This window comes from Thiomonas sp. TH-17, assembly GCF_057473305.1.
In genome coordinates this window covers 1-12861 of record NZ_JBYCKI010000253.1, presented here as the reverse complement: position 1 = coordinate 12861, position 12861 = coordinate 1, and the positions used below count along the sequence as shown (strand labels likewise).

12 protein-coding genes and 1 tRNA gene are annotated in these 12861 nt (G+C 63.0%); 10 read left to right on the top strand and 3 right to left on the bottom strand.

Annotated elements, in window-relative coordinates; all coding sequences use genetic code 11:
• Positions 1–1768: dynamin family protein (locus tag AC2VLV_RS14870; protein ID WP_486990724.1), on the bottom strand; the 1768-nt coding region annotated here is incomplete at its 3' end.
• Positions 1769–1827: 59 nt separating this feature from the next.
• Positions 1828–2703, bottom strand: a complete 876-nt coding sequence (gene mutM / locus AC2VLV_RS14865; protein ID WP_486990723.1) for a bifunctional DNA-formamidopyrimidine glycosylase/DNA-(apurinic or apyrimidinic site) lyase — start codon at positions 2701–2703, stop codon at positions 1828–1830.
• A gap of 108 nt (positions 2704–2811) precedes the next feature.
• Between mutM and AC2VLV_RS14860 the strand changes: the two genes are divergently transcribed.
• The 6 genes from AC2VLV_RS14860 (at position 2812) to AC2VLV_RS14835 (ending at position 8101) form a co-directional block, all read left to right on the top strand.
• A complete protein-coding gene (locus AC2VLV_RS14860) occupies positions 2812–4518 on the top strand; it encodes a tetratricopeptide repeat protein (protein ID WP_486990722.1) in 1707 nt (568 codons plus the stop codon).
• Positions 4518–5102: a lipoprotein insertase outer membrane protein LolB gene (locus tag AC2VLV_RS14855; protein ID WP_486990721.1), complete on the top strand. Its 585-nt coding sequence runs from the start codon at positions 4518–4520 to the stop codon at positions 5100–5102. The genes AC2VLV_RS14860 and AC2VLV_RS14855 overlap by 1 nt, the downstream gene beginning before the upstream one ends.
• Positions 5103–5122: 20 nt before the next feature.
• On the top strand, positions 5123–6145 hold the full coding sequence (gene ispE / locus AC2VLV_RS14850) for a 4-(cytidine 5'-diphospho)-2-C-methyl-D-erythritol kinase (protein ID WP_486990720.1): 1023 nt from the start codon (positions 5123–5125) through the stop codon (positions 6143–6145).
• 83 nt (positions 6146–6228) lie between these two features.
• Positions 6229–6305, top strand: a tRNA-Gln gene (locus tag AC2VLV_RS14845).
• Between the two features lie 122 nt (positions 6306–6427).
• The gene (locus AC2VLV_RS14840; RefSeq protein WP_486990719.1) at positions 6428–7399 is read left to right on the top strand and encodes a ribose-phosphate pyrophosphokinase; all 972 of its coding nucleotides are present in this window, start codon (positions 6428–6430) and stop codon (positions 7397–7399) included.
• A gap of 93 nt (positions 7400–7492) precedes the next feature.
• Positions 7493–8101 (top strand): 50S ribosomal protein L25/general stress protein Ctc, encoded by a 609-nt coding sequence (locus AC2VLV_RS14835; RefSeq protein WP_486990718.1) that lies wholly within the window; start codon positions 7493–7495, stop codon positions 8099–8101.
• 85 nt (positions 8102–8186) lie between these two features.
• Here AC2VLV_RS14835 and AC2VLV_RS14830 read toward each other — a convergent pair whose 3' ends face one another.
• On the bottom strand, positions 8187–8579 hold the full coding sequence (locus tag AC2VLV_RS14830) for an acyl-CoA thioesterase (protein ID WP_486990717.1): 393 nt from the start codon (positions 8577–8579) through the stop codon (positions 8187–8189).
• 141 nt (positions 8580–8720) lie between these two features.
• On the opposite strand from AC2VLV_RS14830, the gene AC2VLV_RS14825 reads away from it, so the two are divergent.
• The 4 genes from AC2VLV_RS14825 to AC2VLV_RS14810 all read left to right on the top strand — a co-directional run.
• The gene (locus tag AC2VLV_RS14825) at positions 8721–10559 is read left to right on the top strand and encodes an ABCB family ABC transporter ATP-binding protein/permease (RefSeq protein WP_486990716.1); all 1839 of its coding nucleotides are present in this window, start codon (positions 8721–8723) and stop codon (positions 10557–10559) included.
• A gap of 98 nt (positions 10560–10657) precedes the next feature.
• Complete coding sequence (locus AC2VLV_RS14820; protein WP_486990715.1) at positions 10658–11551, top strand: transporter substrate-binding domain-containing protein; 894 nt, start codon at positions 10658–10660, stop codon at positions 11549–11551.
• 85 nt (positions 11552–11636) lie between these two features.
• Positions 11637–12365 carry an amino acid ABC transporter permease gene (locus AC2VLV_RS14815; protein WP_486990714.1) on the top strand — a complete coding sequence of 243 codons (729 nt, stop codon included), beginning with the start codon at positions 11637–11639 and terminating at the stop codon, positions 12363–12365.
• Positions 12365–12861, top strand: a 497-nt coding sequence (locus AC2VLV_RS14810; RefSeq protein WP_486990713.1) for an amino acid ABC transporter permease, incomplete at its 3' end; no start/stop codon positions are given. The genes AC2VLV_RS14815 and AC2VLV_RS14810, both read left to right, overlap by 1 nt.

Below are 12861 nucleotides of genomic sequence, written 5' to 3'. Positions count from 1 at the left end.
TGCGCTCGCGCACCTGACTGTCGAGCTGGGCGATGGCTGAGCGGTCCCAGTTTTCGATATCGCGCAGGGCGCGCTCGAACAGATCGCGCACCCGCGATGACAGGGTGCGCAAGGTGCGCAGGGTGTAGGCGTTGTTCTGCAGCTTGAGCCAGTTCACGCCGGAGAGATGCTCGGTGTAGGCATTGACCACCCGGTCGAACTCCTGCATCAACCCGCTGAGACGCAGCACCCGCGGCGCGGTGACGGTGAAGCCGAATTCGCTGTTGGCGCGGGTGAAGGCGGCGGCGAGCATCTGGCGGATTTCTTCGATCTGCGTTTCTGCGTCCACCAGCCGTTTGCGCAGATCGGCGCCGATGCGGGCGAGTTCGCCCTTCACGCCGACTTTCAGCAGGGCGCCGCCCATGCGTGACTCAAGCTGCTCCAGATCGTGCAGCACCGACTTGGCGGCGAAGCGTTCGCGCAATTGCTCGAGCATGCGGTTGTTGACGGCACGCAGCGCCAGCACCTGCGCCATGCCGGCGTCGAACTCGTTGCGCTCTGCGGCCAGGCGCTGCAGCATGAGCACCACCATATTGGCGTTCTTGCCGCGCAGTCCCAGCAGTTCGTCGAGCTGTCCCTGGGCATCGTGCAGTTGCTTGCGCAGTTGCTGCGAAAGTTCGGATTGCACCTGCCCGACCGCATCGCGCACTGCGCCGTCGAGCAGGCTGCGGCGGTCGATATTGGCCGCGCGATTGAGCGCGTTTTCCAGCGCGCCCAGGCCCGAGCGGGCGAGCAGCGGGCCGTCACCCTGAATGCGCGCCAGCAGGGCTTTGTGCGCCGAGACGGGAAACACCCGTTCGGGCGGCAGATGCAGCGTTTGCGCGGTGGTCTGCAATTGATGGTCGATGCTGGCGGCGATTTGCGGCGCGGTGAGCAGCGGGTCCCACAGCGCATCGACCTTGTTGAGCGCCACCAGGGTTTGCGCGCCGCTGGTGGTCGCGATGTGGCGGTTCCAGATCCCCAGATCGCTGCGCGTGACCCCAGTGTCGGCCCCGAGCACGAAGACCACGGCGTTGGCCGAGGGGATGAGCGAGAGAGTCAGCTCGGGCTCGGCGCCCACGGCGTTGAGCCCCGGGGTATCGAGAATGCTCAGGCCCTGATCAAGTAGCGGATGGGCAAAGTTGACCAGCGCGTGACGCCACAGCGGAATTTCGACTTCGCCCTGGCTATCGGCATTGAGCTGCGCCAGATCTTCGGCATCGTGGAAGAAGCCCAAGTCTTGGGCGCGCTCCAGCGGTACGCGCTGAGTATCGGACAAATGGGTGAGCGCCTGCGCCAGCCCCTGTGCATCCTGGGAGGGCAGCTCGAAATGCGTCCAGACCTGCGGGCTCGATTTCCATTGCGCCAGGGTTTGCGATTGCAAGCGGGTTTCGATGGGCAGCAGCCGCAGGCCGCGGGGCTGCGCGGGGTCGGAGAACAGTTCCATCGGGCACATGGTGGTGCGCCCGGCCCCGGCAGGCAGGATGCGCTGGCCGTGCCCGCTGAAAAAGATGGCGTTGATCAGTTCGGACTTGCCGCGCGAGAACTCGGCAACGAAGGCCAGGGTCATGCGGTCGTTGTCGAGCCGGTGGACCTGCCGCTGCAGCAGCGGCCGCGCCTGTTCGAGATCGAGCCCGCTTTCTTCGAGCCAGGTCAGCAGCGCTTTGACGCGCTGCAGAGCGTCAGCGCGCCATTCGGCGTAGTCAAACAGACCGGCGGTGAGGATGGGGGTTTCGACGTGCGGATTCATCGCTTGGGGCGCGTGGATTAACTGAGTAAAAGTAAAACACAGCGCACTCTGAATTTCGATCAGCGTATCCCCGCCTTGGGCTGGGCTTTGAGAATTTTTTGGCACTTGGGGCAGAAATAGGTGCTGCGCTGCCCCTGTACGATCTGCCGGATGGGCGTGGCGCAGACGCGACAAGGCTGCCCGGCTCGGCCGTAAACCAGCGCCTGCATTTGAAAGTACCCCAGTTCGCCGTCGCTGTGGGCAAAGTCGCGCAGGCTGCTGCCCCCCAGCGCCACCGCTTGTTGCAAGGTTTCGCGCACCGCCGCGGCCAGACGATCGCAATGGACGGCGCGCAGATGCGAAGCCGGCGTGCGCGGGTCGATCTGTGCGCGGAACAGTGCCTCGCAGGCGTAGATATTGCCAATGCCGGCGACGATGTGCTGCGACAGCAGCAGCGGCTTGATAGCCACCTTGCGTCCGGCCAGCGCGCGGCAGAGCGTGGCGCCGTCGAAGTCGGCGCCCAGCGGCTCGGGCCCGAGCACGCGCAGCAGGGGATGGCGCTGCACCTCGTCACCCGCGTGCCAGAGCACCGCGCCGAAGCGGCGCGGATCGCGCAGGCGCAGCACCCCGCGGTCGGTCAGCCATTCCACATGCTCGTGCGGCGACAGCAGGGCGGGCACTTGCGCGGCCGGCGTCCAGCGCAAAGAACCCGACATGCCCAGATGCACGATCAGCACGCCTGCGGTGTTCCGCGCGGCGGCGGTCTGCGACAGTCGCAGCAACAGATATTTGCCGCGCCGCTCGAGCGCCACGATGCGCAAACCGACAAGCGCCTCCGGGTCGATGTTCAGCGGCCAGCGCAGCGGTTTGCCCAGGCGCAGACCGGTCAGGCGGGCGCCGAGCAAGGCGGGCTCCAGACCCTGGCGGGTGACTTCGACTTCGGGCAGTTCGGGCATGTCGGCATTGTGCCGCAGGGGGAAATGGCAGACTTCTACAATCCGCACGATTCTCGGCCCTGTCTGCTGGTGCAGATATGGCGTTCTATTCAGACTTTCAGGACTCCCATGCGCGCTGCCGTTCTTGTGTCGGCCCTGTTGTTTCCGGCCATCACCGCCGTGCCTATCGCCGCCTATGCACAGCAGTCGGCCGTTCGGGTTAGCGCGCAGGAAACCGCGCGGCAAGTCTTTGCCATTCTGGCTGGAGAGATTGCGGCGAATACTGGGCATCCCGGCGTGGCCTACACCGAGTTGCTCAAGGCGGCGAAGGAACTGGATTCCGAGCCGCTCTACCGACGCGCCGCGGAAATCGCCCTGCGCGCTGGCGCGCCCGACAAGGCGCTCATCGCCGCTCAGGCCTGGCGCAAAGCCATGCCCGGTTCACGAGAGGCCGGGGCCTGGGTCGTGCAACTGTTTTTGCTCATGGGGAAAACCAGCGAGGCTGGCTCGGCCATCGCCCAGGATCTGACCAATACCCCCGAACCGCAGCGCGGGCAGGCCATTGCCGATCTGCTGCCCCTGGCCGCTCAGGCGAGCGATGCCACCGCCACGCTGTCGATGATGCGCACCGCGCTGGCCGGGCAGCGGCAATTCGCGCAGACCGATGTGGTGCTGGGTTTGCTGCGCGCGCGCGCCGGAGACCAGAAGGGGGGCTTCGCCGATGCGCTCCACGCCCTGACGCTTAACCCGGGTCTGGCCCCGGCGGCGGCGCTGCTGCTGCAGCTCTACACCGTCAATCCGCAGGCGGCTGACGGCGCGATGCAGAAATTTTCCGCAGCCCAGCCGAAAGACAGCGGCCTGCGTCTGGCCTGGGCACAGGCCGCGCTGGCCCAGCAGCGCGACGGCATTGCGCTGAACGCGCTCGACAAACTGGTGGCCGATGCGCCTGATCTCGCACCGGCCTGGCTGATATTAGGCAGCCTGCAGACTGAATTCGGCCAGCCCGCGCGCGCGGTAGTCTCGTTGCAAACCTATCTGCGGCTGGCGCGCGCCCAGGCCGAGCCGCCCGTGCTGACTCCGGCTTACATCGCGCTGGCAGAGGCTTCGCGCAAACTGGGCGATCTGGATCAGGCCAACCGCTGGCTCGATCAGGTCGAGCCAGATGCCAGCAACCACCTTGCCGTGCTCAGCAACCGCGCGGCCATTCTGGTGCAACAGGGCAAGGTGAACGACGCCCTCAAGCTGGCGGAAACCTTGCCCGAGACGAACGACGCACAGCGCAAAGACCGGCTGCTGGCGCGGGCGCAGGTGTTGCGCGAGGCCGGGCGCTTCGATGCGTCTTACAGGCTGCTGCAATCCGGCCTCAAGCAGACGCCGGGCGACGTCGATCTGCTGTACGAAGCCTCGATGATGGCCGACAAAAGCGGGCACATCAAAGACATGCTGCAGATGCTGCGAAAGGCCATTGCGCTCGACCCCGAGTCGCAACCGGCCTACAACGCGCTGGGCTACACCCTCGCTGACCGTGGCGAGCAGTTGCCCGAAGCGCGCAAGCTCGTCGCCCGCGCGTTGGAACTCTCGCCCGGCAATCCCTTCGTGCTCGACAGCATGGGTTGGGTCGAACACAAGATGGGCCACAACGATCAGGCGCTCGATCTGCTGCAGCAAGCGTATGACGCGCGGCCCGATCCGGAAATCGGCGCGCATCTGGGCGAGGTGCTGTGGCAGCTCGGCCAGCGCGACCGGGCACGCGCCATTTGGCGCGAGGCCATTGAGCGTGCGCCGCACGACACCCTGGTGCAGGCGGTGCTGCGCAAATACGGTGTGACATTCTGATGCGGCGCCGCCTCTTTGCAGGGGTTATCGCCGGGGCTGTCGTCGGAGTAATAGCGATGGCGCTCGGCGGCTGCGCCACGCCTCATCTGTCGCAGTCGCCCGAGCCCGCCAATACGCTCGCGCTGGCGGGGCGGCTGTCCCTCGTCAGCGGCGCGCCCGATGCGCAAAAGGCGCTTTATGGCGGTTTCCGGCTGGTGTTGAGCGGGGCTGTTTCCGGCGAGTTCGAAGTCTTTTCCCCGCTGGGTCAAATGCTGGCCAAGGCGCAATGGAGCCCCGGACAAGCCAGCCTGGACAACGGCCGACAGACGCAGCACTACGCTTCGTTCGACGACATGACCCGCGCCGCCCTGGGTGTGGCCTTGCCGCAGGCCGCGTTGCAGGACTGGGTGCGGGGGCGACCGGCTGCCAGCCTGCCCTCGCAATCCCTGACAGGCGGCGGTTTCGAACAACTGGGCTGGAACGTGCAGCCCACCTGGCGTGACGGCCAGCTCGCGCTTCTCAAGGCGCGACGCCTGGCGGGCGACCCGGCGGAACTGCGCATGGCGATCGAATCCGCAACGGCGGCGTCGCAAACCGCTCCCTGAGGCGCGGCGGCGGCTCATTCATGCGCGCCCTGTTCAATCTGCCCGCCCCGGCGAAGATCAACTGGTTTTTGCACGTCACAGGCAAGCGCCCCGACGGCTATCACACCCTGCAGACGGTCTTCCAGTTCATCGATTGGTGCGACACGCTCGATCTGATCCGGCGTGACGATGGCCTCATCCGTCGCTTCGGCGCTGACGGACTGCCGCAAGACGACCTCTGCGTGCGCGCCGCCCGCCTGCTTCAACAGGCGACGCAGTGCGGCAGCGGGGTCGACATCCATCTGCGTAAGCGCATTCCGCAACAGGCCGGGCTCGGTGGCGGAAGTTCCGACGCCGCCACTGTGCTGATTGGACTCAACCGTCTCTGGCGCCTCGATCTGCCGCGCGCAACCCTGATGCAACTCGCCTTGCAACTCGGCGCCGACGTGCCGATTTTCATCTACGGCCGCAATGCCTGGGCCGAGGGAGTTGGCGAGGAGTTGCAGGAAATCGATCTGCCCACGCCGAGTTTTGCTGTGGTGCATCCGGCACGCGGCCTGTCCACGCGTGCAGTGTTTTCCACCCTTGACTTGACAACCCAAAAACCCGAAGAAACAATAGCAGGCTTTGCTGAATGGCTGGGCGAATTTTTCGCACCGGACGGTCAACAAGAAAGCAAGCTAGCAAGAGAACAAGGTAAGCAAAGCGGTCTTTGTCCCGTCTGGGGCAGAAACGATTTGCAGCCCGGCGCTGAGGCGCTGGAGCCTACTGTGGCTCAGGCCCTGCAAATTTTGCGTACTGCGTTGATGGAGCCGTTGGCAGCACACTCGCCGACGTTGCGTTTTGAGTTGCGTTTCGACGCGCGAATGACGGGTTCTGGAAGCGCAGTTTTTGCTTTGATTTGTGCCTCAAACCGTTCTGGCTTGCCGAGCTGGCACGGACCGCTAGACGAAGTGTTGGATGATTTGCCGGGTTTATTGCCGGACTTGCTGCCTGAGGGTTGGCAGGGCCGGTTGTGCAAGGGTTTGCGCGAGCATCCGTTGCGCGATTGGATTGACGCATAATGTCGGGCTTGCGCTGCCGTAGTGCAGCGGTTTGTGACAAACAGTTTTTATCATTCGCCATCGTCGATGGTGGTGAATGAAGTTGGGGAGTCGCCAAGTTGGTTAAGGCACCGGATTTTGATTCCGGCATTCGAGGGTTCGAGTCCTTCCTCCCCAGCCACGATTTTTGAAAGCCGTTTTTTTTTGATAGCGTTTGCTTGCGGCGCTGCAGACCGCGGGCCCTGCCGGAGAGATGAAAAATGCCGGCACTTCAGGCGCACTGAATAAGCGCAACACTCCACCATGACACCGAATCCGGCGGACTTCATCCTGTTCACCGGCAATGCCAATCCGGCGCTTGCCCAGGAAGTTGCGGAACAACTCGGCATTGGCCTCGGTCAGGCCTATATCGGGCGGTTCTCCGACGGTGAAGTGACCGTCGAGATTCAGCAAAACGTGCGCGCCCGCGAGGTGTTCATCGTTCAGTCCACCTGCGCACCGACCAATGACAACCTGATGGAACTGCTCATCATGGTCGATGCGCTCAAGCGTGCTTCGGCCGAGCGCATCACGGCGGTCATTCCCTATTTCGGCTATGCGCGGCAAGACCGGCGTCCGCGCTCCGCGCGCGTGCCCATTACCGCCAAGGTCGTGGCCAATATGCTGCAGGCCGCAGGCGTGGCGCGCGTGGTCACTATGGACTTGCATGCCGATCAGGTGCAGGGATTTTTCGACATTCCGGTCGACAACATTTACGCTTCGCCGATTCTGCTCTCCGACCTGCGCGAAAAGAATTACAGCGACCTCATCGTGGTCTCGCCCGACATCGGCGGGGTGGTGCGCGCCCGCGCGCTGGCCAAATTGATGGACTGCGATCTGGCCATCATCGACAAACGCCGTCCCAAGCCGAATGTCTCGGAAGTGATGAACGTCATCGGCGAGATCGACGGACGCAACTGCATCATCATGGACGACATGGTGGATACCGCCGGTACGCTGACCAAGGCGGCCGAGGTGCTCAAGACGCGCGGCGCCAAGCGCGTCATGGCGTATTGCACGCACCCCGTGCTGTCGGGCCCGGCGATCCAGCGTCTGCAAAGCAGCGCCATCGACGAACTGGTCGTGACTAACACCATCCCGCTGCGCCAGGAAGCGCGCGAATGCGGCAAGGTTCGCCAGCTTTCCGCCGCCTCGCTCATCGCGCAGACGCTGCAGCGCATTGCCTACGGCGGGTCGGTGCTGCAGTTGTTCAACGAGCAGGAAACGTTGTTCTGATTTTTTGCCTGCCGGGTGTTCCGGCGGGTTGTCACGGCGCTGGTCGCAGGCGCCGTTCACCACGGGGCGAGTCCCCATTTTTCAGGAGTCGACATGAAAGTCGTCGCATTCGAACGTAGTTTGCAGGGCACTGGTGCGAGCCGCCGCCTGCGTCGCGCCGGGAAGACGCCCGGCATTATTTACGGTGGCGAGCAAGCGCCCCAGATGATCGAACTCGATCACAACGCGCTGTTTCACGCGTTGAAAAAAGAGCAGTTCCACTCCTCCGTTCTGGAGATGGAAATTGCTGGCAAATCCAGCCAGGTGCTGCTGCGTGATTACCAGATGCACCCCTTCAAGCAGCTGGTGCTGCACATCGATTTCCAGCGCGTGGACGCCGGACACAAGATTTCCATGAAGGTGCCGCTGCACTTCACCGGCGCGGAAAATTCGCCTGCGGTCAAGCTCAGCCACGGTCTGGTCAACCATGTGATGAACGAAGTGGAAGTGTCTTGCCTGCCGGCCGAACTGCCCGAGTTCATCGAAGTCGATCTGAGCGGCTTGACCCTGCACCAGAGCGTGCACGTCAACGACCTCAAACTGCCCAAGGGCGTGTCGGTGCTCACGCACGGGGTGGACAATCCTGCGGTCGTGACCGTCAGCCCGCCGCCGGGTGGCGTGGGCGAAGAAGGTGCGGCTGCCGCTGAAGGCGAAAGCAAGTAAATCGGCTTTTTCCAGCCACAAGGCCGCCTGGGGGAACCTGAAGGCGGCCTTGTTGTTTTTGGAATCGCGGTGAGACTTCGGGCGATTACGGCTGATCGACCGGTCGGGGGCGGCGGTCTGCGCCCATGGCGACATAGGTCAGCAGCGCCTCGGTCACCTTGACGACTTCGACGTTCGATGGCGTGCGCTGGGCGTAGACCTCCACCCGCACGGTGACCGAAGTGTGGCCCACATGGTCGATTTCGGTGAAAAACGACAGCACGTCGCCCACCAGCACCGGCTGCTTGAACAGAAACTCCTTCACCGCCACCGTGGCGACACGGCCTTTGGCGCGCCAGGCAGCGGTGATGCCCCCGGCGATGTCGACCTGGGCCATGATCCAGCCTCCGAAAATGTCGCCGTGCATGTTCACGTCGGCAGGTCGGGCCTGGGTACGCAGCGTGGGCGCGCGGTCGGGGAGTTGGGGGGCGGTGGTCATGTGGGGCTCCAAGCAGGGCGCCGTTGCGGCGCGGATAATCAAGCTGCGAAGTTTAGGGGTTGCTCACGACCTTCGTGCCCCACGCTGCTCTGCGCCGCCCAGATAGTTCATCGGCCCATGTTGGCCAAATCCTGTTAGTCCATGCACGCCCGATCTTCTTCTGCTTTGCCCGAACCGTCCTCCCATGCCACGGCAGCGCGTTCGCGCTGGGCGGTGGTTTCAGCGCTCTGGCCCTATCTCTGGGAATACCGCGGCCGGGTGTTGTTGGCGCTGGCGATGATGATCACCGCCAAGGTGGCCAACGTCGGCGTGCCCATCGTGCTCAAGGACATCGTCAATGCGCTCGATCTCAAGCCGGGCGATGCGCGTGCGGTGCTCGTGGTGCCGGTGGCGCTGCTGGTGGCCTACGGCCTGCTTCGTCTGAGCGTGTCGCTGTTTACCGAGTTGCGCGAGGTGGTGTTTTCGCGCGTGACACAAGGCGCGGTGCGCAAGATTGCGCTGCAGGTGTTCGACCATCTGTTCAGTCTGAGCATGCGCTATCACCTGGAGCGCCAGACGGGCGGCATGTCGCGCGATATGGAGCGGGGCACGCGGGCCATATCCAGCCTGGTGTCGTTCACCCTCTACAGCATTCTGCCCACCTTGGTGGAAATGGCGCTGGTCATCGGCATTCTGCTGGTCAAGTACGACATCTGGTTCGCGGGCATCGCGCTGGTGGCGCTGGTGCTGTATGTGGCGTTCACCGTCACCGTGACCGAATGGCGCACGCAGCTGCGCCGTGAAATGAACACGCAGGATTCGCGCGCCAACCAGCGTGCTATCGATGCGCTGCTGAATTATGAAACGGTGAAAATGTTCGGCAACGAGGCGCTGGAGTCGACTCGCTACGACGACAACCTCAGAAGCTGGATGCACGCGGCCATCAAGTCGCAGAACTCGCTGTCGCTGCTCAATCTTGGGCAGAGCCTGATCATCGCAGCCGCCGTGACTCTGCTGGTCTGGCGGGCGACCGTCGGCGTGGTGAACGGCAGCATGAATCTGGGCGATCTGGTGTTGGTCAACGCCTTCATGCTGCAGCTCTACGCGCCGCTGAGTTTTCTGGGCGTGATCTACCGCGAGATCCGGCAGTCCACCACCGATCTGGAGCGCATGTTCACCATTCTGGAAGAGCATCAGGAAATCAAGGACCCGCCGCAAGCGTCGGCCTTGCAGGTCGGGCGGGGCGAGGTGCGCTTCGAGAATGTGCGCTTTGGCTATGGGGCCGACCGCGCCATTCTCGATGGGCTGGACTTCACCGTGTCCGCCGGAGAAACGGTGGCCATCGTCGGCCCTTCGGGCGCGGGAAAGTCCACGTTGGCGCGTCTGTTGTTTCGCTTTTACGCGCCGCAGTCCGGGCGCATTCTGATCGACGGCCAGGACATCGCCCAAGTCACGCAAGCCAGCGTGCGCCGTGCCATCGGCATCGTGCCGCAGGACACGGTGCTGTTCAACGACACCATTGGCTACAACATCGCCTACGGCAAACCCGGCGCCAGCGCGGCCGAGGTGGAGGCGGTGGCGCGCGCCGCGCATATCCACGACTTCATCGCCAGCACGTCCCAAGGCTACGAGACGCAGGTGGGCGAGCGCGGCCTCAAGCTGTCCGGCGGAGAAAAGCAGCGCGTGGCCATTGCCCGTGCCCTGCTGAAAAATCCGCCCATCCTGATTTTCGACGAAGCCACCTCGCAGCTCGACTCGCACAATGAAAAGGCGATTCAGGCGGAAATACGCGCGGCCTCGCGCGACCGCACCGCGATCGTGATTGCTCACCGCCTGTCCACCGTGGTCGATGCGCATCAGATCCTGGTGGTGGAAAGCGGGCGCGTTGTCGAACGCGGCACCCACGCGCAACTGCTGCAGGCGCACGGCCTCTACGCCCGCATGTGGAGCCTGCAGCAGGATATGGCGGCTCACCCTGGAGGGTCTGCTGCGATGGCCTGATGTTGGAACGGAGTTTGCATACACCTATTGCACATTTCTGACCCACGGTTACACTTGCCCGATTCGTTCACTTCATTCCTGCATTCACGGAGATTCGCATGATCAAAAAACTGTTTGGTTTGACCATTCTGGCTGCGGCCGCAATGTCTTGCGCCCAGGCGACCGAGCTCACCGGCACGCTGAAAAAAGTGAAGGAAACCGGGAGCATCACCGTCGGTTACCGCGAATCGTCGATTCCCTTCTCCTACCTCGACAACAACGGCAAGCCCATCGGCTACGCGATGGAGCTGTGCGGCAAGGTGGTCGATGCCGTCAAGGCCGACCTGAAAATGCCTAGCCTGAAAGTGAACTACACCCCGGTCACGTCGAGCAACCGCATTCCCCTGCTCGAAAACGGCACCATCGACCTGGAGTGCGGCTCCACCACCAATTCGGTGGCGCGTCAGAAGCAGGTCTCCTTCGGGCCGACCTATTTCGTCATCAACGTGACGGCTGCTGTGAAGAAAGATTCGGGCATCAACGACTTCGCCCAGCTCAATGGCAAGACCATCGTCACCACCTCGGGTACGACCGCGGTGCCGCTGCTCAAAAAGTATGAAAAAACCAAGGACATGGAATTCAAGGAAATCTACGGCAAAGACCACGCCGAGAGCTTTCTGCTGATGGCCGATGGTCGGGCATCCGCTTTCGTCATGGACGACATTCTGTTGGCGGGTCAGATCGCCAACTCCAAGGATCCGGCGGCCTACAAAATTCTGCCCGGTTCGCTGCGCCAAGAGCCTTACAGCATGATGCTGCGCAAGGATGATCCGCAGTTCAAGGCGCTGGTCGACAAGACCATCGACGGCGTGATGAAGTCGGGCGAGATCAACAAGATCTACGCCAAGTGGTTCACCAGCCCGATTCCGCCCAAGAACATCAACCTGAACTTCCCGGAAACCCCGGGCATCAAGGAAGCTTTCGCCCACCCGAACGACAAGGGTGTCGAATAAGCCTGTTCTTTGCAGGCGATGAAAAAAGCCGGCGGTTCTGCCGGCTTTTTTCCATGCACGCATTGGGTTCTGCCTGGAGTTTGACATGCTGGGTTTAGGCATTTTTTTTGAAGACACCCCCGATGGCGATACCACCTGGGGCATGTCGCTGCTCTCGGGACTGGAATACACCCTGGTACTCGTCGTGTGCGCCTGGATCATCGCCATGGTGTTGGGCTCGGTGCTGGGCGTGGTGCGCACTACCAAACATCGCTTCTGGGTGATGCTGGGCAATGGTTATGTGGAGCTGTTCCGCAACATCCCCCTTCTGGTGCAATTTTTCCTCTGGTATTTCGTGCTGCCCAGCGTGATTCCGCCGCTCAAGCGTTTTGCCAACGCGGTTGATCCGGGCACCTTCCAGATTCTCACCGCCGTGGTTTGCCTCGGGCTGTTCACCGCGGCGCGTATTGCCGAGCAGGTCAAGTCGGGCATTCAGTCGCTGCCGCGCGGGCAAACTTTCGCCGGGCTGGCGCTAGGGCTGACGCCGACGCAGACCTACCGCTACGTGCTGCTGCCCATGGCGTACCGCATCATCATTCCGCCGCTTACCTCCGAGTCGATGAACCTGGTGAAGAACTCCGCAGTGGCCTATTCCATCGGCCTGACTGAACTGTTCTTCCGTACCCGCGAGATGGGCGAGATGACCTTCCGCTACTTCGCGGCCTTCGGCGCGGCCACGGTGCTGTATGTCGCGGTGGCGTTTTCCATCAACCGCATCATGGCGTGGGTGGAGCGCGCGACTGCCGTGCCGGGCTATATGGGCGGGAGCAAGTGATGGGCGGCTTTGACTTTGGCTCCATCGTGTCGGTGCTGCCCTTTTTGCTCAAGGGGCTGACCTACACCATCCAACTCACCGTGGTGGCAGCCATCGGCGGCACCCTGCTCGGCATTCTGTTGGCACTCGCGCGGCTGTCTCACCTGAAGTGGCTTTCCATGCTGGCGGCGGGCTATATCAACCTGATGCGGTCGATTCCGTTGCTGCTGGTGATTTTCTGGTTTTACTTCCTGGTGCCGGTGATGTTGCAGTCGATCACCGGATCGGACTATCCGCCCAAGATCGGGGCGGAGCGTTCGGCCTATTTCACCTTCATTCTGTTCGAGGCGGCGTATTTCGCGGAGATCGTGCGCGCCGGCATCCAGAGCATTCCCAAAGGGCAACTCGGCGCGGCCTATGCGCTGGGCCTGACCTACGCGCAGTCGATGCGGCTGATCATCCTGCCGCAGGCGCTGCGCAATATGTTGCCGGTGCTGCTCACCCAGACCATCGTGCT

Excerpts from the sequence above, each read along its gene's own strand:
- mutM (WP_486990723.1), bottom strand. The coding sequence starts at position 2,703 with ATGCCCGAACTGCCCGAAGTCGAAGTCACCCGCCAGGGTCTGGAGCCC.
- AC2VLV_RS14860 (WP_486990722.1), top strand. The coding sequence starts at position 2,812 with ATGCGCGCTGCCGTTCTTGTGTCGGCCCTGTTGTTTCCGGCCATCACC.
- AC2VLV_RS14855 (WP_486990721.1), top strand. The coding sequence starts at position 4,518 with ATGCGGCGCCGCCTCTTTGCAGGGGTTATCGCCGGGGCTGTCGTCGGA.
- ispE (WP_486990720.1), top strand. The coding sequence starts at position 5,123 with ATGCGCGCCCTGTTCAATCTGCCCGCCCCGGCGAAGATCAACTGGTTT.
- AC2VLV_RS14840 (WP_486990719.1), top strand. The coding sequence starts at position 6,428 with ATGACACCGAATCCGGCGGACTTCATCCTGTTCACCGGCAATGCCAAT.
- AC2VLV_RS14835 (WP_486990718.1), top strand. The coding sequence starts at position 7,493 with ATGAAAGTCGTCGCATTCGAACGTAGTTTGCAGGGCACTGGTGCGAGC.
- AC2VLV_RS14830 (WP_486990717.1), bottom strand. The coding sequence starts at position 8,579 with ATGACCACCGCCCCCCAACTCCCCGACCGCGCGCCCACGCTGCGTACC.
- AC2VLV_RS14825 (WP_486990716.1), top strand. The coding sequence starts at position 8,721 with ATGCACGCCCGATCTTCTTCTGCTTTGCCCGAACCGTCCTCCCATGCC.
- AC2VLV_RS14820 (WP_486990715.1), top strand. The coding sequence starts at position 10,658 with ATGATCAAAAAACTGTTTGGTTTGACCATTCTGGCTGCGGCCGCAATG.
- AC2VLV_RS14815 (WP_486990714.1), top strand. The coding sequence starts at position 11,637 with ATGCTGGGTTTAGGCATTTTTTTTGAAGACACCCCCGATGGCGATACC.